Consider the following 23,141-nt stretch of genomic DNA (forward strand, 5'->3'; position numbering starts at 1 on the left):
GCGGAGCGAGCCGTGGCGCGCTCGGGGTGTGAGCCCCGGAGCGCCGCGGCGGGTTCCCCGCCCGCCACTCCATCTTCTCTCCACGCATTGCCGGTTCCAGGGAGCTGTTTTCCATGAGCGCCGAGTCCCCAGGGCTGAGCGACCGATTTCACTACTGGCGGCTTCGCTTCCGGGTGTGGCGCGGCAGCCGCCCGTTCTGGGCGGGGCTGCTGACGATGCTGGGCGGCATCCCCATCGCCTACCTGCCGTACGCACAGCTCACGCTGGGACAGCTGAGCCTGCGGATGGCGACCACGGCGGGCGCGGGATCGCTGATCATCGGCGTCCTGCTGGTCACGCTCGGACTGACGATGTGGTTCCAGTCCATCGTCCGGGTCTTCGCGGGTGTCGCGGCGATCCTTCTCGCGCTGGTCTCCATACCGGTGTCCAACCTCGGCGGGCTGCTGATCGGCTTCCTGCTGGCCATGTTCGGCGGGGCCCTCTCGATCTCCTGGGCCCCGGGCAAGACCGCTCCCGAGGGGAGCGGGCAGGGCGCGCGGCCGGCCGGGACCAGGACCCAGGCCGAGCCGGAGCCGCAGCCGGAGCCGGCCGGGCCGGTCGTCCAGGCGGGAGCGCCCAGGCCGGAGCCGCACGCCGGAGGCGAGAGCGCCCCGGCGGACGGCACGACACTTGAGACCAACGGCGGGAGGCACCGTGCGGGGTGACGAGGCGCAACTGGCTGCCGAAGAGGGCGGTAAAGCCCTCGGCAGAACCGGGCCGCGTCACGCGGCCCCCCGGAAGTCGCTGCTGACGAAGCTCCAGATACCCGCGGGCAAGGCGTTCGCGCTGGCCGCGATGCCCACGGCGGTCTTCGTGGGCATGGGCCTGACGCCCAAGCTCGCCCTGGCCGACGACAAGGCGGACATCCCGCGCGGTGGCCCGTGCGTGACCCGCTCCGACGAGCCGTCGGAGGCGGCCGAGCCGGACGCGACGCCCACCCCGGAGCCCGGCGCGTCGAAGCCGGCCTCCCCGGGCGCCACGCCCACTCCGTCCGCCTCCTCGTCGGCCCCGTCCGGCGGCGGCAGCGAGAAGCCGGAGCCCGACCCGGCGGACGAGCAGCCCACCACCGAGCCGGAGCCGGAGAAGACCAGGAACCCGCTCGACCCGCTGGGCCTCGGCGACGCGCTCAAGGACCTCTTCACCCCCGGGGACGAGAAGTCCGAGGAGCCCGAGCCGGAGCCGTCCGCCTCCGAGAAGGCCGGCGGTACGTCCGGCGGCACCACGGAGAAGGACGACAAGGCCACGGCGGACTCCGGTGCGGCGGACAAGAAGGCGTCCGACGGGAAGGCCGCCGACAAGAAGGCGGCCGACCGGAAGGAAGCCGCCGAGAAGAAGGCCGCCGACGAGGCGAAGGCCAAGGAGGAGGCCGCCGAGAAGGAGGCCGAACTCAGCCCCGCCGAGCAGCTGAAGAAGGACATCGAGGACGCCGCCCGCAAAAACGGCGTCTCGGTGAGCGAGCTGGCCGCCGGGGCACAGGGTGCCGTCGGTGCCGCGGACGACGACCCGTGCGCACCGGACCCCAAGGCCCTGGCCGACCTCGACCTGGAGCCGGGCATCCCGCTCCTGCCGGACGACCCGTGGCGGCTGGAGAGCAGCAAGCTGACGCTGGGCGGCCTGGACTACCACGGCGTGGTCAAGGTCAAGACGTACAGCGGCAAGGTGAAGCCGGTCCTGAAGTTCACGGCGAAGACCACGGACATCAAGGACCTGCACCAGCTCACCGTCGGTCCCAAGGGGCAGACCGGCCACGTGAAGGCGGCGGAGGGCTCGACCTCGACGATCAGGAACGGCGAGGTCACCATGTACACCGAGGAGCTGAAGGGGAACCTCTTCGGGCTCATCCCGATCACCTTCAACCCGGAGAGCCCGCCCCCGCTCAACGTGCCCTGGGCCTTCTTCACCAAGGTCAAGGTCGTCCAGGCGGGCCAGTTCGGCGGCACGCTCACCGTGCCGGGACTCCAGAACTACTTCACCGACGGCGACTGAGCACACCGCCGTATCCCAGACCCGTCCGGGAGCCGCACAAGACGGTGGCCCGCGTCCTCAGCCGAGGACGCGGGCCACCGTCGTGTCCGCCGGGCCCAGCGGGGCAGATGCCGGCCCGGCGGAGTCAGGAGGTCAGCCGCGGCCGCCGAGGTGGTGGACGCGGACCATGTTGGTGGTGCCGGGGACGCCGGGGGGCGAGCCGGCGGTCATGACGACGGTGTCGCCGTCGTTGAACCGCTTCAGCCCGACCAGCTCCTCGTCCACCTGGTCGACCATGGCGTCGGTGTTGTCGACGTGGTCCACCACGTGGCTCTCCACGCCCCAGCTCAGGGTGAGCTGGTTGCGGGTGGCCTCGTCGGTGGTGAAGGCGAGGATCGGCTGGGCCGCGCGGTAGCGCGAGAGGCGCCGGGCGGTGTCACCGGACTTGGTGTACGCCACCAGCGCGCGGGCGCCGAGGAAGTCGGCGATCTCGGCGGCGGCGCGGGCCACGGCACCGCCCTGGGTGCGCGGCTTCTTGCCCGGGACCAGCGGCTGGAGGCCGCGCGAGAGCAGCTCCTGCTCGGCGGCGACGACGATCTTCGACATCGTCTTGACCGTCTCGATCGGGTACGCGCCGACGCTGGACTCGGCGGAGAGCATGACCGCGTCGGCGCCGTCCAGGATGGCGTTGGCGACGTCGGAGGCCTCGGCGCGGGTCGGGCGGGAGTTGGTGATCATCGACTCCATCATCTGGGTCGCCACGATCACCGGCTTGGCGTTCCGGCGGCAGAGGCTCACCAGGCGCTTCTGCACCATCGGGACCTTCTCCAGCGGATACTCCACCGCGAGGTCGCCACGGGCCACCATCACGCCGTCGAAGGCGAGCACGACCGCCTCCATGTTGGCGACCGCCTGCGGCTTCTCGACCTTGGCGATGACCGGGACCCGGCGGCCCTCCTCGTCCATCACCTTGTGGACGTCCTTGACGTCCTCGGCGTCCCGGACGAAGGAGAGGGCGACCAGGTCGCACCCCATCCGCAGGGCGAAGCGCAGGTCCTCGATGTCCTTCTCGGAGAGGGCCGGGACGTTGACCGCCGCGCCGGGCAGGTTGATGCCCTTGTGGTCGGAGATGACCCCGCCCTCGATGACGATGGTCTTGACGCGGGGGCCCTCGACCTCGGTGACCTTCAGCTCGACGTTGCCGTCGTTGATGAGGATCGGGTCGCCCTTGGCCACGTCGCCCGGCAGCCCCTTGTAGGTGGTGCCGCAGACCGACTTGTCGCCGGCCACGTCCTCGGTGGTGATGGTGAACTCGTCACCGCGCACCAGCTCGACCGGGCCCTCGGCGAAGGTCTCCAGCCGGATCTTGGGGCCCTGGAGGTCGGCGAGGACGCCCACCGCCCGGCCGGTGTCCGCGGACGCCTGCCGGACCCGGCGGTACCGGTCCTCGTGCTCGGCGTGCGATCCGTGGCTCATGTTGAAACGGGCCACGTTCATGCCTGCCTCGATGAGCGCTTTCAGCTGCTCGTACGAGTCGACGGCGGGGCCCAGCGTGCAGACGATTTTGGAACGGCGCATGGGACGATCCTATCGGTTTGTTTCCGTGCGGAATATTCCATCTGGCGGAAGATACATATGGGCGGACGGGCGCTCAGCCGGGCGGCGTCACGGGGGAGTCGGCGCCCTCCGGAGCGGGCCGGGTGTCCGGTCCGACCAGGGCGTAGGTCTGCTCGGCGATCTCCAGTTCCTCGTCGGTCGGCACCACCGCGACCGCCACCCGCGAGGAGCCGGGCGAGATCAGCCGGGGGACGCCGGAGCGGACCGCGTTCAGCTCGCGGTCCACCGCCATCCCGAACCCTTCCAGACCGTCCACCGCCGCCTGGCGCACCGCGGCCGCGTTCTCCCCGACACCCGCCGTGAAGACCACCGCGTCCACCCGGCCGAGGACCGCCGCGTACGCGCCGATGTACTTCTTCAGCCGGTGCACGTACATGTCGAAGGCGAGCCGCGCGTCCTCGTCCCCCTCGTCCATGCGCCGGGTGATCTCACGCATGTCGTTGTCGCCGCAGATCCCGACCAGGCCGCTGCGCTTGTTGAGCAGGGCGTCGGTCTCGTCGGTCTCCATCCCGGCGACCCGCTTGAGGTGGAAGACGACGGCCGGGTCGACGTCGCCCGAACGGGTCCCCATCATCAGCCCCTCCAGCGGGGTGAGCCCCATCGAGGTGTCCACGCAGATCCCGCCGCGCACCGCCGCCGCCGAGGCCCCGTTGCCCAGGTGCAGGGTGATGAGGTTCAGCTCCGCCAGGGGCCGGTCCAGCAGTTCGGCGGTCTTCCGGGAGACGTAGCCGTGCGAGGTGCCGTGGAAGCCGTAGCGGCGGACCCGGTGGGCGTCGGCAATCTCGCGCTCGATCGGGTAGCGGGCGGCGTACTCCGGCATCGTGGTGTGGAAGGTGGTGTCGAAGACCGCCACCTGCGGCAGGTCCGGGCGCATCCGGCGGGCGGTGCGGATGCCCATCAGGTTGGCCGGGTTGTGCAGCGGCGCCACCGGGATTAGCCGCTCGATCTCGGCGAGCACCGCGTCGTCGATGACGGTCGGCCGGGTGAACAGCCGCCCGCCGTGCACCACCCGGTGCCCGATCGCCGCCAGTTCGGGGGAGTCGAGCCCCAGCCCGTCCTCGGCCAGCTCGGCGGCGACCGCCTCCAGCGCCGCCTGGTGGTCCGCCACCCGGCCGGTCACCTCGCGCTCCCCGCCGGCCCCCTCGGTCAGCGGCGTGTGGACGATCCGCGAGGTCTCCTCGCCGATCCGCTCCACCAGCCCGACGGCGAGCCGGCTGGAGTCGGCCATGTCCAGCAACTGGTACTTGACCGACGAGGAGCCGCAGTTGAGGACGAGGACGCGGTGGGGACGCGGGCCCTGCTCGGTGCTCACGTGCTGCCCTCCTTCGGTGCGGGGCCCGGTCGGCGGCGCGCTCACGCGTCGCTCTCCTGGGCCTGGACGGCGGTGATGGCGACGGTGGTGACGATGTCCTGGACGAGCGCGCCCCGGGAGAGGTCGTTGACCGGCTTGCGCAGACCCTGCAGGACCGGCCCGACCGCCACCGCGCCGGCCGACCGCTGCACCGCCTTGTACGTGTTGTTGCCCGTGTTGAGGTCCGGGAAGATCAGCACGGTGGCCTGTCCCGCCACCTCGGAGCCGGGCAGCTTGGCCGCCGCCACCGTCGGCTCGACCGCCGCGTCGTACTGGATCGGGCCCTCGATCAGCAGGTCGGGCCGGCGTTCGCGGGCCAGCGCGGTCGCCTCGCGGACCTTCTCCACATCGGCGCCCGACCCGGAGCTGCCGGTCGAGTACGAGAGCATCGCGATCTTCGGGTCGACGCCGAAGCGGGCGCCGGTCAGCGCCGACTGGACGGCGATGTCGGCCAGCTCCACCGCGTTCGGGTCGGGGTTGACCGCGCAGTCGCCGTAGACCAGCACCCGGTCGGCGAGGCACATGAAGAAGACCGAGGAGACCAGGGTGGCGTCCGGGCGGGTCCGGATGATCTCGAAGGCCGGGCGGATGGTGGCCGCCGTGGAGTGGGCGGAGCCGGAGACCATACCGTCGGCCAGCCCCTCCTCGACCATCAGCGTGCCGAAGTAGTTGACGTCGGCGACCACGTCGTACGCCAGCTCCACCGAGACGCCCTTGTGGGCACGGAGCTGGGCGTACCGCTCGGCGAACCGCTTGCGCAGCTCCGACTCCTGCGGGTCGATCAGCTCGGCGGCGCCGAGGTCCACCCCCAGGTCGGCGGCCTTCTTGCGGATCGCGTCGATGGGGCCGAGCAGGGTGAGGTCGCAGACCGAGCGGCGCAGCAGCACGTCGGCGGCGCGCAGCACCCGCTCCTCCAGCCCCTCGGGCAGCACCACCCGGCGGCGGTCGGCGCGGGCCCGCTCCAGCAGCTTGTGCTCGAACATCATCGGCGTGACCCGGTCGGTGGAGCCGACCGAGATCCGGTCCAGCAGCTCGGCGGTGTCCACCCAGTCCTCGAAGAGGCCGAGCGCCGTCTCCGCCTTGCGCGGCGTCGCCGCGTCGAGCCGCCCCTCCAGGGTGAAGAGCCGGGTCGCGGTCGGGAAGCTGTTGCCCGGTACGGAGACCACCGGCGTGCCCGGCGCCACCTTCGCGGCCAGCCGCAGCACCTCGGGGTCCGGCCGCTCGCCCAGCGTCAGCAGCACCCCGGCGATCGGCGGGGTCCCGGAGCTGTGCGCGGCCAGCGCCCCCACCACCAGGTCGGCCCGGTCGCCGGGGGCCACCACCAGGCAGCCCGGGGTGAGGGCGTGCAGGAAGGTGGGGAGGGTGGCGCCGCCGAAGACGAAGTCGAGGACGTCCCGGGCGAGGCCGGCGTCGTCGCCCAGCAGAACCGTTCCGTCCAGCGCCCGGGAGATCTGCCGGACGGTCGGCGCGGAGAGCGCGGGGTCGTCGGGGAGGACGTAGCAGGGCACGGGGAGGCGGGCCCCCAGCCGCTGGGCGACCACGTCGCGGTCCTCGGCGGCGACCCGGTTGACGCCCACGGCCAGCACGTCGCAGCCGAGCGCGTGGTAGGCGCGGTAGGCGTTGCGGGCCTCAGCGCGGACCGACTCGGCGCTCTGCGACCGGCCGCCGACCACCGGCAGCACCGAGGCGCCGAACTCGTTGGCGAGGCGGGCGTTGAGCGCCAGCTCGTCCGGGAGCTGGGTGTCGGCGTAGTCGGTACCGAGGACCAGCACCACCTCGTAGTCGCGGGCGACCGCCAGATAACGGTCGACGAGCTGAGAGACCAGGGCGTCGGTGCCCTGTTCGGCCTGGATGCCCGCCGCTCTGCGGTAGTCGATGCCGTGCGCGGTGGCCGGGTCCTGGCTGAGCCGGTAGCGGCCGCGCAGCACCTCGAAGAGGCGGTCGGGTCCGTCGTGCACCAGCGGCCGGAACACCCCCACCCGGTCGACCCGGCGGGTCAGCAGTTCCATGAGACCCAGCTCGAAGACCTGCCGGCCGTCGCCCCGGTCGGTCCCGGTGACGTAGACGCTGCGTGCCACGCGTCCGCTCCTTCCGCTGGTCCCGGCCGGCGCCGGCCGGGAGCCCGATGCGTACGTCTGTGCTCCAGGGGATCGCCTGCCCCACCTGGGCGGACGTGACCCCTGCCGCCGCCAGTTCCTTACCAGGGGTCTTCGCGGAACCCGGAGTGGAGTGGTGCCGCTTTTGCTACGGTATGCACTCCGACGATACCGGTGCGCGGGCGCCCGCTCTTGTTCGGCGGCGTCGGCGTTCCGCCGGTCAGGGGTGGGCCCGTGCCGGCGGGGCAGGCGACCGGTCGGGGCGTGGTGGAAGTGACCTGGGACACGGACGCGGCGGCGGCCGTGTCAGAATTCGCACCGGTCCGTCTCCCTCCGGCGGACCGCGACCCGGACGAACGGCCAGTATCGAGCAGGAGAGACAGCACGATGCGTATCGGAATTCTCACCGCAGGCGGCGACTGTCCCGGCCTGAACGCCGTGATCCGCTCGGTCGTGCACCGCGCCGTCACACACCACGGCGACGAGGTCATCGGCTTCGAGGACGGGTACAAGGGCCTCCTGGACCGCCGCTACCGCCCCCTCGACCTGAACGCCGTCAGCGGCATCCTCGCCCGTGGCGGCACCATCCTCGGCTCGGCCCGCCTGGAGCGCGGCCGCCTCGCCGAGGCGTGCGAGAACGCCCCGGAGCTGGCCCGCGAACTCGGCATCGACGTGCTGATCCCGATCGGCGGCGAGGGCACCCTCACCGCCGCCCGGCTCCTCTCCGACTCGGGGATGCCGGTGGTCGGCGTGCCGAAGACCATCGACAACGACATCTCCGCCACCGACCGCACCTTCGGCTTCGATACCGCCGTCGGCGTCGCCACCGAGGCCATCGACCGGCTCAAGACCACCGCCGAGTCCCACCAGCGCGTCATGGTCGTCGAGGTGATGGGCCGGCACGCCGGGTGGATCGCGCTGGAGTCCGGCATGGCCGGCGGCGCCCACGGCATCTGCCTGCCCGAGCGGCCCTTCGACCCCGCCGACCTGGTCAAGATGGTCGAGGAGCGGTTCGCCCGGGGCAAGAAGTTCGCCGTCATCTGCGTCGCCGAGGGCGCCCACCCCGCCGAGGGCACGATGGCCTACGGCAAGGGCGCCATCGACCAGTACGGCCACGAGCGGTTCCACGGCATCGGCACCGCGCTCGCCGGGGAGCTGGAGCACCGCCTCGGCAAGGAGGCACGGCCGGTCATCCTCGGCCACGTCCAGCGCGGCGGCAGCCCCACCGCCTACGACCGCGTCCTCGCCACCCGCTTCGGCTGGCACGCCGTCGAGGCCGCCCACCACGGCCGGTTCGGCCGGATGACGGCGCTGCGCGGCACCCGGATCGAGATGGTCCCGCTCGCCGAGGCGGTCACCGAGCTGAAGACCGTCCCCCAGGACCGCATGGACGAGGCCGAGTCGGTCTTCTGAACCGGCTCCGCACACACGCGGACGGCGGGCCCCAGGGAACCCTCGGGCGCCCGCCGTCTTCGCGTCCGCGAACGTTCGCGGGCGGACCGCTCACTGCCAGCGGTACCGCAGTTCCGGGCGCCCCACCGTGCCGTACTGGGGGCTGCGCACCGCCCGTCCCGAGGTGACGAGGTGCTCCAGGTAGCGGCGGGCGGTGATGCGGGAGATGCCGACCTCCTCGCCGGTGGCCGCCGCCGTCAGGCCCTCGGGGGACTCGCGCAGGGTTTGCGTCACCCGTTCCAGGGTCGGGGCGCTCAGCCCCTTGGGCAGCACCGCCGGCTGGGGCGCGCGCAGGGCGCCGAGCGCCCGGTCCACCTCGGCCTGGCCGCTGGCCTCCCCGGCGGCGGTACGGAACTGCGCGTACCGCACGAGGCGGTCCCGGAGCGTCGCGAAGGTGAACGGTTTCAGGACGTACTGGACCACCCCCAGCGACACCCCCTCACGGACCACCGCCAGGTCCCGCGCCGAGGTCACCGCGATCACGTCGGCCCGGTGGCCCGCCGCCCGCAGCGAGCGGGCCAGCTGGAGCCCGTGCCCGTCCGGCAGGTACAGGTCGAGCAGGAGCAGGTCGACCGGGAACCGCTCCAGGGCCCGCTGCGCCTCGGCCCCCGAGTGCGCCACCCCCACCACGGTGAACCCCGGGACCCGCTCCACGTACGTCCGGTGCGCGTCGGCCGCCACCGGATCGTCCTCCACCACCAGCACCCGGACCCGCCCCGGGCGGCCCCCTTCTCCGCCGCCGGGCGCCTCGGCACCGTCGGACCCGGCGGGCTGGGTGGGGTACGGGGTCATCTGGGGCTCTCCGGGGTGGCGTCGTCGGTCGGGGCGGGCGTGGGCAGCGGGCCGGTGCCGGGCGGGCCCGCGCCCGCGTGCGGGCGTGAGCGGGGTGCGGGCAGGGCGGTGGCACCGTCCGGGGTGTGCCGGCCGAAGGGGATACGGACCCGGAAGGCGGCCCCGCCGCCGGGCGCCTCGCCCACGGTGACGGTACCGCCGTGCCGCTCGGCCGTCTGCCGGACCAGCGCGAGGCCCAGCCCCCGGCCGCCGCCCTCCTTGGTGGACCAGCCGCGGTGGAACACCTCGTCGCCGTCGGGGACGCCGGGGCCGTTGTCGGCGACCCGCAGCAGCAGGCCGTCCGGCTCGGCGCGGGCGGTCACCGTGACGCGGGCGCCCGGGATGCCCGAGACGGCCTCCATCGCGTTGTCGACCAGGTTGCCGAGGACGGTGACCAGGTCGCGGGCGGGCAGCTCCGGCGGGAGCACCCCGTCGTCCAGGCGGCTGTCCTCGTGCACGGTCAGCTCGATACCGCGCTCGTTGGCCTGCGCGGTCTTGCCCAGCAGCAGCGCGGCCAGGACCGGTTCGCCGACCGCCTGCACCACCTGGTCGGTGAGGGTCTGGGCCAGTTCCAGCTCGGCGGTGGCGAACTCCACCGCCTCCTCCGCCCGGCCCAGCTCGATCAGCGAGACCACGGTGTGCAGCCGGTTGGCGGCCTCGTGCGCCTGCGAGCGCAGCGCCTCGGAGAAGCCGCGCTCGGTGTCCAGCTCGCCGGTGAGCGCCTGCAGCTCGGTGTGGTCGCGCAGGGTGACGACGGTGCCGCGCTGCTCCCCGGCGGCGACCGGCGAGGTGTTGACCACCAGCACCCGGTCGGCGCTCAGGTGGACCTCGTCGACGCGCGGCTCGGCCGCCAGCAGCGCCCCCGTCAGCGGGGCCGGCAGCCCCAGCGCGTCGGCCCGGTCGCCCACCCCGCGCTCCGGGGCGAGGCCGAGGAGCTCCCGCGCCCCGTCGTTGATCAGCGCGATCCTGCGCTGCCCGTCGAGCATCACCAGCCCCTCGCGGACCGCGTGCAGGGCCGCCTGGTGGTAGGCGTACATGTGGCTGAGCTGGGCGGCGTCCATGTCGTGGGTGTGCCGGCGCAGCCGCGCGTTGATGACGTAGGTGCCGACCCCGCCGACCGCCAGCGTCAGCCCTCCCACCGTCAGCAGGGTGAGCACCTGGTCGCGCAGCCGGGCCGCGATCTGGTCGACCGTGATCCCCGCGCTGACCAGCCCGATCACCTCGCCGTCGGCGTGGATCGGGGTGACCACCCGCACCGAGGGGCCGAGCGTGCCGGTGTACGTCTCCTGGAGCGTGCGGCCGCTCAGGGCCTCCTCGGTGTGGCCGAGGAAGCGCGCGCCTATCTGGCCCTCGTCGGGGTGGGTCCAGCGGATGCCGCGGGTGTCCATGATGGTGACGAAGTCGACGTCGGCGTCGCGGCGGACCTCCTCGGCGTACGGCTGGAGGAGGCGCGAGGGATCGCCGCCCGCCTGGATCGCCTCGCGGACCGAGGGGGAGTCGGCGACGGCGCGGGCCGTCGCGCCCGCCTGGCGGCCCGCCGCCTCCTCGGCCTGGCGGCGGTCGGAGAGGAACGCGAACAGGACACAGCCGAGGATCAGCAGGCCGACCAGGAACACCTGCATCGCGAAGAGCTGACCAGCGAGGCTGCGGGGACGGGGGAGGGGCATGCCGGACAGTCTGCCTGGCCGGATGTGTGCGAACTAAATGAACGCAAGGGTGACCGCCCTCACAGCCTGCGAAAGAGTCGCCGCACCGCCAGCACGTGAGCCGCACGCACTGAGCGTTGTGCAGGCCCCTCCCCGCTCCGCCCCCGGGTCGTGAGCGTCGCTTGCACGTCCGGCGCCGGGCGACCGCCCGCACCGGTCCGCATCCCCGACGACGACGTCCAAGGAGGCCCCCCGTGGCTGCAGCCGCCAAGCGGGACAGAACGCATTATCTGTACATCGCCGTGATCGCCGCGGTCGTGCTCGGCATCCTGGTCGGCTTCGTCGCCCCGTCGCTGGCGGTCGAGCTGAAGCCGCTCGGGACCGGCTTCGTCAACCTGATCAAGATGATGATCTCGCCGATCATCTTCTGCACGATCGTGCTGGGCGTCGGATCGGTCCGCAAGGCCGCCAAGGTCGGCGCGGTGGGCGGTCTCGCCCTCGGCTACTTCATCGTGATGTCGACCGTCGCCCTCGCCATCGGCCTGGTCGTCGGCAACTTCCTGGAGCCGGGCCACGGCATGCAGCTCACCGACGAGCTGCGCGGCGCCGGAGAGGCCCAGGCCGGTGAGGCCAGCGAGTCCACCGTCGACTTCCTGATCGGCATCATCCCGACCACCATGGTCTCCGCCTTCACCGGCGGCGAGGTCCTCCAGACCCTGCTGATCGCCCTCCTCGTCGGCTTCGCCGTGCAGGCCCTCGGCAAGTCCGGCGAGCCGATCCTCGCGGGCATCGGCCACATCCAGCGCCTGGTCTTCCGCGTCCTCGCCATGATCATGTGGGCCGCCCCGGTGGGCGCCTTCGGAGCCATCGCGGCGGTGGTCGGCGAGACCGGCGTCGACGCGCTGAAGTCGCTCGCCGTCATCATGATCGGCTTCTACGTCACCTGTCTGGTCTTCGTGGTCGTGGTGCTCGGCGCGCTGCTGCGGATCTGCACCGGGGTCAACATCCTCAAGCTGCTCAAGTACCTGGGCCGCGAGTTCCTGCTGATCCTCTCCACCTCCTCCTCGGAGTCGGCGCTGCCCCGCCTCATCGCCAAGATGGAGCACCTGGGCATCTCCAAGCCCGTCGTCGGCATCACCGTCCCGACCGGCTACTCCTTCAACCTCGACGGCACCGCCATCTACCTGACGATGGCCTCCCTCTTCGTCGCCGAGGCGATGGGCAACCCGCTCTCGCTCGGTGAGCAGGTCTCGCTACTCCTCTTCATGATCATCGCCTCGAAGGGCGCGGCGGGCGTCACCGGCGCCGGGCTCGCCACCCTCGCGGGCGGCCTCCAGTCGCACCGGCCCGAGCTGGTCGACGGCGTCGGCCTGATCGTCGGCATCGACCGCTTCATGTCCGAGGCCCGCGCCATGACCAACTTCGCGGGCAACGCCGTGGCCACCCTGCTCATCGGCACCTGGACCAAGGAGGTCGACCGCGACCGGGTCCAGAAGGTCCTGGCCGGCGAGATCCCCTTCGACGAGAAGACCCTGGTCGACGACGGTCACGGCGGCCCGGCCCCCGAGGACGTCGAGGCGCCGCCCGCCAAGGACGGCCTGGTGAAGGACGCCCCGCAGACCGACGGCGAGGTCCCCCTCCAGAAGTCCACCACCTGACCCTTTCCCCGCGCCGCGCCTCACTTCCCCCCGAGGCGCGGCGCTCCCCGGACCGGACGACCCCCCACCGCCCGGCCCCGCCAACGCCCCCGGCTCCCCCCGCCGGGGGCGTTCGCGTTTTCTCGCGCGGTACGCGGACGGGTGGTGCCCCCGGCCTCAGCCGCGCGGGCTGAGCCCCGTCACGAACAGGTCGAGCAGGCGCGCCGCCTGCGCGGCCGGGTCCCGGTGGTGCTCGGTGGCCAGGGCGATGCCCGCCACGGCGGTGACCAGGTCGTGGCAGCTCGCCTCGGGGCGGGCGGCGCCCTCGCGCTGGGCCCGGGCCAGCAGCGGGGCGAGAGCGGCCTCCAGCATCGTGCCGCAGGAGGACGGCGCCGCCTCCCCTGCCTCCCCGCCCGCCTCGGCCGGCGGCTCGTACGCCAGGACGTCGGCGAAGCCGCGTGCCGAGACCGCGTAGTCGGTGAAGTCGCGCAGCCAGGCCAGGAGCGCGGCCCGGCTGTCGCTCTCGCCGGTCAGCTCCGCGGCCCGCGCCTGAAGGGCCTGGGCGCGCTCCGCGAAGACCGCTTCGAGCAGGGCCTGCCGGGTGGGGAAGTGGCGGCGGACGGTGGCGGAGCCGAGCCCCGCCGTGCGGGCCACCCGCTCGATGGAGGCGGCGGCGCCCAGCTCGGCGATCTCCGCCTCGGCCACGGTGAGGATGCGCCGGTAGTTGCGCTCTGCGTCGGATCGCCGGCCGGTCACGGGCACTCCCTCTCGACAAAATGGCGGGGTCCGCCTCTTGCTAAGTGGCGGGGTCCGCCATATCGTAGCGGATGTGAAGTGGCGGACCCCGCCGTTTCACCCCGTGCCGAGATGAAGGATGCCCCGATCATGGTCACCACCCCTGCTCCCGTACTGGTCACCGGTGCCACAGGCACCCAGGGCGGAGCCGTCGCCCGGGCCTTGGCCGACGCCGGTGTGCCGGTCCGTGCCCTGGTGCGCGATCCCGGCGCGCCGCGAGCGAAGGCGGTCGCGGCGGCCGGCGCGGAGCTGGTGCGCGCCGACCTCACCGACCCGGACTCCCTCGTTCCGGCGGTGCGCGGGGTCCGCGCCGTCTTCTCGGTGCAGATGCCGCCGATGAGCGAGGCCGGCGTGGACTTCGCCGGTGAACTGGCCCAGGCGACCCACCTGATCGAGGCGGCACGGGAGGCCGGGGTCCCGCAGTTCGTGCAGTCCTCCACCTCCGGCGTCGGCGACCACACGCGGGCGCCCGGCTGGGCCGAGGGGCGCTGGGCCGCCATGGAGGAGTACTTCACCACCAAGCAGACGATCCTGGAGCGGGTCCGCGCGGCCGGCTTCCCCCGCTGGACGGTGGTGAAGCCCGCCTACTTCATGGAGAACCTGCCCGCCCTCGTGCCGCACGGCCCGGCCGGCGGCCTGGCGACGGTCCTGAAGCCGGACACCGAACTGGCCCTGGTCGCCCCGGCCGACATCGGCGCCGCCGTGGCTCGCGCCGTCCAGGACCCCGACCGCTTCCACCAAGTCGAACTGGAACTGGCCGGGGACCGCCTGACCGTGCGCCAGGTCGCGGCGGTCCTCTCCCAGGTGTGGGGCGTCCCCGTCGAGGCTCCGGTCATGGACCTGGAACAGGCGCTGGCGGCGGGTATGCCGAGCTGGGGCGCGGGTCACGAGTGGAACAACGCCGTCGTCCAGCCCGCCCACCCCGAGGACGCCCGCGCCCTCGGCATACCGGTCACCTCCTTCGCCGACTGGGCCCGCGAACGCCTCGGCTGAGACCGGTGCTCACTCCCGGAGCCCCGCCGCCAGCAGCCCCGCCCGCGCCGCCTCCCACTCCGCGACGGGCGCCTCCCGCGGCCCGCGCCCGGCACCCTGGTCCTTGAAACCGGCGGAGGTCGAGACGCACACCACCGGCCCGTCGAACTCCTCACGGGGCGGGGCCCGCAGCCCGGCCAGCCCCACCGCCGCGGAGAGTTCCGCCCACAACCCCGCCCGGCCCATTTCCGCCTGGGCCGCCCGCGCCTGCTCGTCGGTGACCAGCACCGAGCGGCCTCCGCTCTCCCGCACCGCCACCACGCCCCGGTAGCCACCCACCGGGCAGTTGATGCCGTACGCCTCGGTGGGGCCGACCTCCACCCAGGTGGCCGGCAGCCCCTGGCGCAGGGCCGCGGTGAGGGGGCCGCCGGTGGCGGGTTCGCAGGCGATCAGCCGGGGGACGCGGTCGGTCACCCCGAGCCGGCGCAGCTCGGCGAAGCCCTTGTGGATGCCGAAGAGCAGTTCGCCGTAGCCGGTGGGGACGAAGACGGCCGCCGGTACGCCGAGCTCCGCGTGGAGCTCGTAGGCGACGGTCTTGTACCCCTCGGCGCCGAAGGCGTGCCCGGTGTGGGCCTGCGGGGTCAGGTTGCTGACGGGGTGCAGGCCGAAGTGGTACGCGATCCGCCGGGTGAGCGGCCAGCGCGCCTCCACCGGCACCGGCAGGACCACCGCCCCGTACGCGTGCAGGAAGGCGTCCACCGCCGGGGGCAGTGCGGTGCCCGTCAGCACCACGCACCGGAGTCCGGCCCGGGCGGCGAAGGCGGCGGCGGAGGCCCCGTGGTTGCCGGAGGAGGCGACGACGACACCGGGCGCCCCGCAGCCAGGGCGGCGCTGACCGTGCACCGGTTGAGCCGGTCCTTGTGACTCCAGGTGGGGTTGCGCGACTCGTCCTTGACGAACACCCCGGGCTCCAGCTCCACCAGCGGGGTCCCTCCCTCGCCGAGCCCCGGCGCGGCGAGCGGCGGGAGAAGCGGCGCCCACCGGTCGAGGCCCCCACGCCCCGGCCGCGCCTCGAAGAGGTCCGCGGGCACCTGGTCGTACGCGTACTCCACCTCGACGGGGTAGCTCACCTCCTCCGTGCTCGTCGCCGGGCAGCCGCCGGTCAGCGGGGGCCAGAGCGGGTAGCGGCGGCCGGGGTCGCCGAGCGAGCGCTGGGCGGTGGCCAGGGAGGCGGTCGGCGGGGAGGTCATGCGCGAGAGCGTAGAGGGCGGCGGCGCGCCGGCGGACGAGCCAACGTCCCGTGGGCGCCAGACGCAGGGTCAGCTCAGGCGCGATCCGCTCCCGCGCGAGCGCGGGCAGGACCTCCGCGCGGGCGAACGGATGGACCCGGAGTACGGCCAGGTACCTCGCCAGGGCCGCCTGGCCGGGGTGCGAGGCGAGGACGACCGCGACGTTCTCCCCGGTCCGCACCGGCAGCCTCGCGAAGGTGTGGCCTGAGACCCGGACCAGGAAGTCCCGCCGCATCACCTGTCGTCGTCAGTCACCGTCGAAGACGAGATACGGGTGAGCCTTGCCCTCGACTTGGGCAGTCGGCGCAAGGATCCGTACGCCCTACTGCCGCGCAGCCCCCTCACCCCAGCCCGCCACCCTCACCCCCGACCGCGCCAGCCACCGCCCCCCGTGCCGGGAGACCTCGACCGGGCGGCCGAAGCAGGCGGTCAGGTGGTCGGTGGTGAGGACTTCGGTGATGGGCCCCTGGGTGAGGACGCGGCCCTCGCGGAGGAGGAGGGCGTGGGTGAGGGCCGGGGAGAGTTCCTCCAGGTGGTGGGTGACGGTGACCGTGGCCAGGTGCGGGCGGTTCAGGGCGAGGTGGCGCATGGTGTCGACGAGGTCCTCGCGGGAGGGCAGGTCGAGGGCGTTGAACGGCTCGTCGAGGAGGAGCAGGGCCGGGTCGGCCATGAGGGCGCGGGCGATCAGGAGCCGGGCCTGCTGGCCGCCCGAGCAGACGCCGTACGGGCGGTCGGCCAGCTCCTTGATCTGGAGTTCGGCGAGCAGCCCGCGGGCGCGTTCGCGGACCTCGTCGTCGTACTTCCTCCACAGCGGCTGGACCGTGCCGGTGTGGCCGGTGAGGACGACTCCGTGCCCGGGCAGGTCCGGCGGGACGCGCTGGGAGGTGGAGACGTGGCCGATCAGGGCGCGCAGCTCCCGTACGTCGACGCGGCCGAGCCGGTGGCCGAGAACCTCCACCGTGCCGGTGGTCGGGAAGGTGAGGGCGCCGACGAGGCGGAGGACGCTGGTCTTGCCGGCGCCGTTGGGGCCGAGGAGCGCCCAGTGCTCGCCGGCGCGGACGGTCCAGTCGACGGTGTCGAGGATGGTCTGCCCGGTCGTGTGGCGGCGCAGGCTCGCGCCGTCGAGTGCGGCGACGACGCGCCCGTTCAGGTCGCCGGTGGTTCCGTCCATCGGGGCGGCCCGTCCTTTCGCGAGGAGGCGGAGACCGCGCAGGATAGCTGTACGCCGCACCCACCGGCCGGGGTGACCGTATGGCGAACAGAGCGAGCGGGCGGGGTAAAGGGCAACAAAAAAGCCCTCCGGGGATTTGACGCCGGGGGGCTTTCGCTGCGTATATTCGGGGTTTCTGCTTTCCCTCAAATGGGCGCAGAAAAACACCTGATGAAGCCATCTTAACCGGCGAGGAGTCGCATTGTCAACCGAGTGGCAGGGGAATCGCGAAGAGTGCGGGGACGACGCGGAATTGCGGGCCGAGCAGTCCTTCGTCACCCACCTGTACACCCTCCTCGACGCTCGCCGCGCCGCCGAGGAGAACGCCGTCAGAGCATCGTTGTCGCAGGTCACCACGGGTCAGCAGGCGCGCCTTGAGCGGGATGTGGCGGTCACCGAGCACGGGATGACCGCGGCGGCGCTGGACCCCGTGGATTCCGGGCTCTGTTTCGGACGGCTGGATTTCCGGGACGGTGTCCGCCGGCACATCGGCCGTATCGGAATCCGGGAGGAGAACGCCGAGCGCACCCCCGTCCTCATCGACTGGCGGGCACCCGTCGCGCGCCCCTTCTACCTGGCCACCGGCCACACCCCGATGGGGCTGCGGCGCCGCCGCCACCTCACCACCGAGGGGCGTACCGTCACCGCCCTGCACGACGAGATCCTCGACCTCGGCGACGAGCGGCGCACCGGCCACGAGGACCCCAACGGCGACGCCGTTCTGCTCGCCGCGCTCGGCGCCGCCCGCACCGGCCGGATGGCCGACATCGTGCAGACCATCCAGGCCGAGCAGGACCGCATCATCCGCGCCCCGCACCAGGGCGTCCTCGTCGTCGAGGGCGGACCGGGCACCGGCAAGACCGCCGTCGCCCTGCACCGCGCCGCCTACCTCCTCTACGCCCACCGCGAGCAGCTGGCCCGCCGCGCCGTGCTCATCGTCGGCCCCAACCCGGTCTTCCTCGGCTACATCGGCGAGGTGCTGCCCTCCCTCGGCGAGACCGGCGTCTGGCTCGCCACCCTCGGCGAACTCTTCCCCGGCGTCGAGGCGAAGGGCACCGACACCCCCCGCGCCGCCGAGGCCAAGGGCCGCCTGGAGATGGCCGGGGCGCTGGCCCTGGCCGTCGCCGACCGGCAGGCCGTGCCGGACGAGGTGCTGGAGATCGACCACGACGACTACGGCACTCTCCACCTCGACCGCGCCATGGCCACCGAGGCGCGCGAGCGGGCCCGCGCCACCGGCCTGCCGCACAACCTGGCCCGCCCGCACTTCGCCTTCCGGATCATCGACGCCCTCACCGCCCAGCTCACCGACCGCCTCGGCGCCGACCCCTACGGCGGCCCCAACCTCCTGGACGCCTCCGACGTCGCCCAGCTCGCCAAGGAGATCGCCGCCAGCCCCGAGGTGCACGCCGCCATCGGCTCGCTCTGGCCCCAGCTGACCCCCGAGGAGTTCGTCACGGACTTCCTCGCCGATCCCACCCACCTCACCGAGGCCGAGGCCGAGGCGGTCCGCCGCGAGGGCGGAGCGTGGACCCCGGCCGACGTGCCGCTCCTGGACGAGGCCGCCGAACTCCTCGGCGAGGACGACTCGGCCGCCCAGGCCGCCGCCGAGGCCGCCCGGCAGGAACGCGTCGCCTACGCCCAGGGCGTCCTGGAACTCGCCTACGCCTCACGGACCTACGAGTTCGAGGACAAGGACGACGAGGACTCCGAGGTGCTCGGCGCCCACGACGTCATCGACGCCGAGCGGATGGCCGAACGCCACGAGGAGGCCGACCACCGCACCGCCGCCGAACGGGCCGCCGCCGACCGCACCTGGGCCTTCGGCCACATCATCGTCGACGAGGCGCAGGAACTCTCCGCGATGGCCTGGCGGCTGCTGATGCGCCGCTCGCCGACCCGCTCCATGACCCTGGTCGGCGACCCCGCCCAGACCGCCGAGGGCGGCGGCCTCGGCGACTGGCACACCATCCTCGACCCGTACGTCCCGGGGCGCTGGGAGTACACCCGGCTCGGCGTCAACTACCGCACGCCCGAGGAGATCATGGCCGTCGCCGGCGCCCTGCTCCGCGCACAGGACCCGGAGTTCACCCCGCCCTCCTCGGTCCGCTCCACCGGCCGGCGCCCCTGGTCGCGGCGGACCACCCCCGACGCCCTTCCGGCGGCCGTCGCCGAGGCCGCCCGCGCCGACGCCCCCGAGGAGGGCCGGCTCGCGGTGATCGCCCCCGCCGCCCTGCACGAGGCGCTGGCGGCAGCCCTGCCGGACACCCCCGCCGGGGGCGAGCCCGACCTGACCCGTCCGGTGGTGCTGCTCACCCCGCGCCAGGCCAAGGGGCTGGAGTTCGACGCGGTCCTCGTGGTGGAACCGGGCGCGTTCCCCACCAGCGACCTGTACGTGGCGCTGACCCGCGCCACCCGCACCCTCGGCCTCCTGCACACCGGCGACCTGCCCGCCGCCCTCGTGGACCCGCAGACCGTCGAAACCCGCTGACGCCCCGTCGCCGTGCGCGCTACCCTCTGGCCGCGCACGGCACGGGCGCGGCGGCCACGGACTCGGGGGAGCGATGGCGGGACCCAGCACAGGCAGACCGGGAGCGGCCGCCGCGATGACCGACGCGCCGTTGCTCGCCCCGTACCAGGGCCGGGGATCGCGGCCCTGGGCGGCCTGGCTGCTGCCGCCCGTCGCCGCCCGGCGGCTCTGCCGGCCCTCGCGGCCGGACCGGATCGACGACCGCGCCACCCGCGCCGTGCAACGGGCACGGGCGGCCGCCGGGTTCGTGGTGATCCTCGGGGTCGCCCTCGCCTACCAGGTCGCCGACGCCGTGGAGGCCGTCACCGAACCCTGGGTGCAGCTCATCCAGAACTGCGTGGTGCTGGTCCTGGTGGTCCCGGTGGGGCTCGTCCTCTTCGTCCGCGCCGCCCGGCCCGACCTGCGCCGCGGCTATCTGCGCCGGGCACGCGGACCGCTCTGCGCCCTGCTGGCGGTGGCCGGCTCGCTCGGCTTCATCCTCGTGGTGAGCGCCACCCGGTCGGGGAACAGCTTCAGGGGCAGTGCCTTCTGGCTGCTGTTCCTCCTGACCTGGATGATCTTCTTCGGCCTCGGCGCGCTGGTCAACGGCGTCGCCAACGTCTTCCGCACCGCCGACGTCCACGAGGTCCTCCCGCCGCTGGTCTCCGTCGCCCTGGTCTGGGGCGGCCCGCTCACCGTCACCTGCCTCGCCCTGTGGGAGCTGCGCCGCCTGCGCCGGGGCCACGGCCTGACCCTGAGGCGGGCGCTCGGCCGCTGAGCCCGGACACGCGGCGGCCCGGCCCGCCCCCGCGACGGGGGAGGACCGGGCCGGGTGTGCCCGCCGGGTCAGGCCGGCCGCAGCCAGACCGTGGCCAGCGGCGGCAGGGTCAGCCGGAGGGCGGCCGGGCGGCCGTGGGTGCCGGGCTCCCCGGGCTTGAGGGGCTCCGGGTTGCCGATGCCCCCGCCGCCGTACCGCTCCTCGTCGGTGTTGAGGACCTCCCGCCACACCGTGTGGGCGTCCGGCACGCCGAGGGCGTAGCCGTGGCGGACCACCGGGGAGAAGTTGCTGACCGCGAGCAACGGCGCGCCCTGGTGGTCGTGGCGGAGGAAGGCGAGGACGTTGTCCTCGGCCGCGTCCGAGACGATCCAGGCGAAGCCGCCCGGGTCGGTGTCGCGCTGCCACAGGGCCGGGGTGGCGCCGTAGACGGTGTTCAGCTCGCGGACCAGGTCGCGTACGCCCCGGTGGTCAGCCTCGGCGCCGTACGCCGGGTCCAGCAGCCACCAGTCCGGGCCGTGCTCCTCGGACCACTCGGCGCCCTGGGCGAACTCCTGGCCCATGAAAAGGAGTTGCTTGCCGGGGTGGGCCCACATGAAGCCGAGGTAGGCGCGGTGGTCGGCGCGCCGCTGCCACCAGTCGCCGGGCATCTTGGAGACCAGCGCCTGCTTGCCGTGGACCACCTCGTCGTGCGAGATGGGCAGGACGTAGTTCTCGCTGTAGGCGTACACCATCGAGAAGGTCATCTCGTTGTGGTGGTACCTGCGGTGCACCGGCTCCTTCGCCATGTACTCCAGCGAGTCGTGCATCCACCCCATGTTCCACTTCAGCCCGAAGCCCAGGCCGCCGAAGCCGCCCTCGCCGGTGAGATGGGTGGGGCGGGTGACGCCGTCCCAGGCCGTCGACTCCTCGGCGATGGTGACCACGCCGGGCGCCCGGCGGTAGACGGTCGCGTTCATCTCCTGGAGGAAGGCGACCGCGTCGTGGTTCTCCCGCCCGCCGTACTCGTTGGGCGACCACTGGCCGTCCTCGCGGGAGTAGTCGAGGTAGAGCATCGAGGCGACCGCGTCGACCCGCAGCCCGTCGATGTGGAACTCCTCGCACCAGTACACCGCGTTGGCCACCAGGAAGTTGCGGACCTCGGTGCGGCCGTAGTCGAACTCCAGCGTCCCCCAGTCCGGGTGCGCCGCCCGGAGCGGGTCCGGGTGCTCGTACAGCGGCCGCCCGTCGAACTCCGCCAGGGCCCAGTCGTCGCGCGGGAAGTGCGCCGGAACCCAGTCCATCAGTACGCCGATGCCCGCCTGGTGCAGGGCGTCGACCAGGTACTTGAAGTCGTCCGGGGTGCCGAGCCGCGCGGTCGGCGCGTAGAAACCGGTCACCTGGTAGCCCCAGGAGCCGCCGAAGGGATGCTCGGCGACCGGCATCAGCTCGACATGGGTGAAGCCGAGGTCCTTGACGTACGCGGGGAGCTGCTCGGCCAGCTGGCGGTAGGTGAGCCCCGGCCGCCAGGAGGCGAGGTGGACCTCGTAGACGGAGAAGGGCGCCTCGTGCACCGGGGTCTGCCCGCGCCGGGCCAGCCACGCCTGGTCGCCCCAGGTGTGGTGGGAGTCGGCGACCACGGAGGCGTTGGCGGGCGGCACCTCGGTGCGCCGGGCCATCGGGTCGGAGCGCCGGGTCAGCGAACCGTCCGGCCGGGCGATCTCGAACCGGTACAGCGCCCCCTCGCCGACCCCCGGCACGAACAGCTCCCAGATCCCGCTGGAGCCGAGCGAACGCATCGGGTACGCCGTGCCGTCCCAGTAGTTGAAGTCACCGATGATCCGCACACCGCGTGCGTTCGGCGCCCAGACGGCGAACCGGGTCCCGGTCACCCCCTCGTGCGTCATCGGCCGCGCCCCCAGCGCCCGCCACAGCTCCTCGTGCCGCCCCTCACCGATCAGGTGCAGGTCGAAGGAGCCGAGCGAGGGGAGCATGCGGTACGGGTCGGGGGTGGTGAGGGTGTGGCCGGGGCCGCCCTCCTGGCCCGGGTAGGTGATCTCCAGCCGGTAGTCGGGGACCGAGGCCACCGGCAGCAGCCCCGAGAAGAACCCGTCGCCGTCGTCGGCCAGGGCGACCCGCAGCCCCTCGGAGACCACCGCGACCCCGGTGGCGTACGGGCGCAGGGCCCGCACCACGACGCCGTCCTTCGCCGGGTGCGCGCCGAGCACGCCGTGCGGGTCGTGGTGGTGGCCGTGGAGCAGGCGGCCCCGGTCGTCCGGGTGCGGGGCGTACGGCGAGGCGGGCGGCTCGGTGGCCGCCACGGGGCGCCGGGTGCGGGCGGCGGGGGTGCGGCCGGGCTTGGCCGGGGTCTTGGCGCGGGACTTGGCGGGCGTCTTTGCGCCGGCCTTGGCGCCCGCCTTCGCGCCGGACTTGGCCGCCGCCTCGGTGCCGCTCTTCGCGGTGGACTCGGCCCCGGTGGCCGTGGCCGCCTTCGCCTTCGTCGCGGTGCCGGCCTTGGCGGTGGTCCTGGTGCGGGTCTTCGGCTTCGCCTTGGGCTTCGGCGCGCCGTCGCCGGTCACCGAGGTGGTCGGCTCGGCGGGCTCCTCCGGCCGCGCGGCCGGCTCGCGCGACGGCTTGCCGCTCGCCTTGGCGGGCTTGCCCGCGCTGCCGGACTTGGTGGAGCGGGGGCGGCCGGTGCGGGCGCGGGCCACGTCCTCGTTGTCGGTGCCGGGTGCGGTGGCCGGGGCCGGGCGGGTGCGGGTGGCGGTGGCCGCCTTCGGGTCGGTACCGGTGCCCGCGGCGCGCTCGGGGTCGGGGGAGGCGGCGGCCGGGGCCTCGGTCTCCCGGTCCTCCCCGCGGGCCGGGGCGGGGACCAGGGGAGCGGGCGGCTCGGCCGCGTCGGAGGGTTCGGGGGCGGGCGGACGGGGGGTCACGGGGAGGGCCTCCTCGGCACGGTGGGCGGGGGCCCGGCTCGGGGC

At 73.7% G+C, this 23,141-nt stretch carries 15 protein-coding genes and 1 pseudogene; 7 read left to right on the forward strand and 9 right to left on the reverse strand.

What is annotated here, in order from left to right; genetic code table 11:
- Positions 1–113: 113 nt before the first annotated feature.
- Both IF45_RS0107695 and IF45_RS33235 read left to right on the forward strand, forming a co-directional pair.
- Complete coding sequence (locus IF45_RS0107695; protein ID WP_003950934.1) at positions 114–704, forward strand: DUF6114 domain-containing protein; 591 nt, start codon at positions 114–116, stop codon at positions 702–704.
- Positions 694–2,025, forward strand: a complete 1,332-nt coding sequence (locus IF45_RS33235; protein WP_003950935.1) for a hypothetical protein — start codon at positions 694–696, stop codon at positions 2,023–2,025. Before IF45_RS0107695 ends, IF45_RS33235 begins: the two co-directional genes overlap by 11 nt.
- 132 nt (positions 2,026–2,157) lie before the next feature.
- Here IF45_RS33235 and pyk read toward each other — a convergent pair whose 3' ends face one another.
- The 3 genes from pyk to pta all read right to left on the reverse strand — a co-directional run bounded on the left by pyk (position 2,158) and on the right by pta (position 7,050).
- The gene (gene pyk / locus IF45_RS0107705; RefSeq protein WP_003950936.1) at positions 2,158–3,582 is read right to left on the reverse strand and encodes a pyruvate kinase; all 1,425 of its coding nucleotides are present in this window, start codon (positions 3,580–3,582) and stop codon (positions 2,158–2,160) included.
- A gap of 73 nt (positions 3,583–3,655) precedes the next feature.
- On the reverse strand, positions 3,656–4,933 hold the full coding sequence (locus IF45_RS0107710) for an acetate kinase (protein ID WP_030306402.1): 1,278 nt from the start codon (positions 4,931–4,933) through the stop codon (positions 3,656–3,658).
- Between the two features lie 41 nt (positions 4,934–4,974).
- On the reverse strand, positions 4,975–7,050 hold the full coding sequence (pta, locus tag IF45_RS0107715) for a phosphate acetyltransferase (protein ID WP_030306405.1): 2,076 nt from the start codon (positions 7,048–7,050) through the stop codon (positions 4,975–4,977).
- Positions 7,051–7,455: 405 nt separating this feature from the next.
- On the opposite strand from pta, the gene IF45_RS0107720 reads away from it, so the two are divergent.
- Complete coding sequence (locus IF45_RS0107720; protein ID WP_003950939.1) at positions 7,456–8,481, forward strand: ATP-dependent 6-phosphofructokinase; 1,026 nt, start codon at positions 7,456–7,458, stop codon at positions 8,479–8,481.
- A 90-nt stretch (positions 8,482–8,571) separates the two neighbouring features.
- Here the strand turns inward: IF45_RS0107720 and IF45_RS0107725 are convergent, their stop codons facing one another.
- Both IF45_RS0107725 and IF45_RS0107730 read right to left on the reverse strand, forming a co-directional pair.
- On the reverse strand, positions 8,572–9,312 hold the full coding sequence (locus IF45_RS0107725) for a response regulator (RefSeq protein WP_010642163.1): 741 nt from the start codon (positions 9,310–9,312) through the stop codon (positions 8,572–8,574).
- On the reverse strand, positions 9,309–10,973 hold the full coding sequence (locus IF45_RS0107730; protein WP_018893519.1) for a sensor histidine kinase: 1,665 nt from the start codon (positions 10,971–10,973) through the stop codon (positions 9,309–9,311). The genes IF45_RS0107725 and IF45_RS0107730 overlap by 4 nt, the downstream gene beginning before the upstream one ends.
- Before the next feature lie 278 nt (positions 10,974–11,251).
- Between IF45_RS0107730 and IF45_RS0107735 the strand changes: the two genes are divergently transcribed.
- Positions 11,252–12,655, forward strand: a complete 1,404-nt coding sequence (locus IF45_RS0107735; RefSeq protein WP_003950942.1) for a C4-dicarboxylate transporter DctA — start codon at positions 11,252–11,254, stop codon at positions 12,653–12,655.
- Positions 12,656–12,811: 156 nt separating this feature from the next.
- On the opposite strand, the gene IF45_RS0107740 is transcribed toward IF45_RS0107735, so the two are convergent.
- A complete protein-coding gene (locus IF45_RS0107740; RefSeq protein ID WP_030306409.1) occupies positions 12,812–13,390 on the reverse strand; it encodes a TetR/AcrR family transcriptional regulator in 579 nt (192 codons plus the stop codon).
- A gap of 129 nt (positions 13,391–13,519) precedes the next feature.
- Between IF45_RS0107740 and IF45_RS0107745 the strand changes: the two genes are divergently transcribed.
- Entirely contained in the window at positions 13,520–14,422 is a 903-nt protein-coding gene (locus IF45_RS0107745; RefSeq protein ID WP_030306411.1) for an NmrA family NAD(P)-binding protein, read from the forward strand.
- Positions 14,423–14,431: 9 nt separating this feature from the next.
- On the opposite strand, the pseudogene IF45_RS31280 reads toward IF45_RS0107745, so the two are convergent.
- Together IF45_RS31280 and IF45_RS0107760 are read right to left on the reverse strand one after the other, a co-directional pair.
- Positions 14,432–15,651, reverse strand: a pseudogene (locus tag IF45_RS31280) (threonine synthase).
- 361 nt (positions 15,652–16,012) lie between these two features.
- Entirely contained in the window at positions 16,013–16,861 is an 849-nt protein-coding gene (locus IF45_RS0107760; protein WP_030306418.1) for an ABC transporter ATP-binding protein, read from the reverse strand.
- 241 nt (positions 16,862–17,102) lie between these two features.
- Here IF45_RS0107760 and IF45_RS0107765 point away from each other — a divergent pair, with 241 nt between their 5' ends.
- Together IF45_RS0107765 and IF45_RS0107770 are read left to right on the forward strand one after the other, a co-directional pair.
- Entirely contained in the window at positions 17,103–19,391 is a 2,289-nt protein-coding gene (locus IF45_RS0107765) for a HelD family protein (protein ID WP_051720676.1), read from the forward strand.
- Positions 19,392–19,506: 115 nt separating this feature from the next.
- Positions 19,507–20,187 carry a hypothetical protein gene (locus IF45_RS0107770; RefSeq protein WP_030306420.1) on the forward strand — a complete coding sequence of 227 codons (681 nt, stop codon included), beginning with the start codon at positions 19,507–19,509 and terminating at the stop codon, positions 20,185–20,187.
- A 68-nt stretch (positions 20,188–20,255) separates the two neighbouring features.
- Here the strand turns inward: IF45_RS0107770 and glgB are convergent, their stop codons facing one another.
- A complete protein-coding gene (gene glgB / locus IF45_RS0107775) occupies positions 20,256–23,096 on the reverse strand; it encodes a 1,4-alpha-glucan branching enzyme (RefSeq protein ID WP_078842848.1) in 2,841 nt (946 codons plus the stop codon).
- Between the last annotated feature and the right edge of the window lie 45 nt (positions 23,097–23,141).

Source organism: Streptomyces albidoflavus, assembly GCF_000719955.1.
Classification (GTDB): domain Bacteria; phylum Actinomycetota; class Actinomycetes; order Streptomycetales; family Streptomycetaceae; genus Streptomyces; species Streptomyces albidoflavus.

Excerpts from the sequence above, each read along its gene's own strand:
- IF45_RS0107695 (WP_003950934.1), top strand. The coding sequence starts at position 114 with ATGAGCGCCGAGTCCCCAGGGCTGAGCGACCGATTTCACTACTGGCGG.
- pyk (WP_003950936.1), bottom strand. The coding sequence starts at position 3,582 with ATGCGCCGTTCCAAAATCGTCTGCACGCTGGGCCCCGCCGTCGACTCG.
- IF45_RS0107720 (WP_003950939.1), top strand. The coding sequence starts at position 7,456 with ATGCGTATCGGAATTCTCACCGCAGGCGGCGACTGTCCCGGCCTGAAC.
- IF45_RS0107725 (WP_010642163.1), bottom strand. The coding sequence starts at position 9,312 with ATGACCCCGTACCCCACCCAGCCCGCCGGGTCCGACGGTGCCGAGGCG.
- IF45_RS0107730 (WP_018893519.1), bottom strand. The coding sequence starts at position 10,973 with ATGCAGGTGTTCCTGGTCGGCCTGCTGATCCTCGGCTGTGTCCTGTTC.
- IF45_RS0107745 (WP_030306411.1), top strand. The coding sequence starts at position 13,520 with ATGGTCACCACCCCTGCTCCCGTACTGGTCACCGGTGCCACAGGCACC.
- IF45_RS0107760 (WP_030306418.1), bottom strand. The coding sequence starts at position 16,861 with ATGGACGGAACCACCGGCGACCTGAACGGGCGCGTCGTCGCCGCACTC.
- IF45_RS0107770 (WP_030306420.1), top strand. The coding sequence starts at position 19,507 with ATGACCGACGCGCCGTTGCTCGCCCCGTACCAGGGCCGGGGATCGCGG.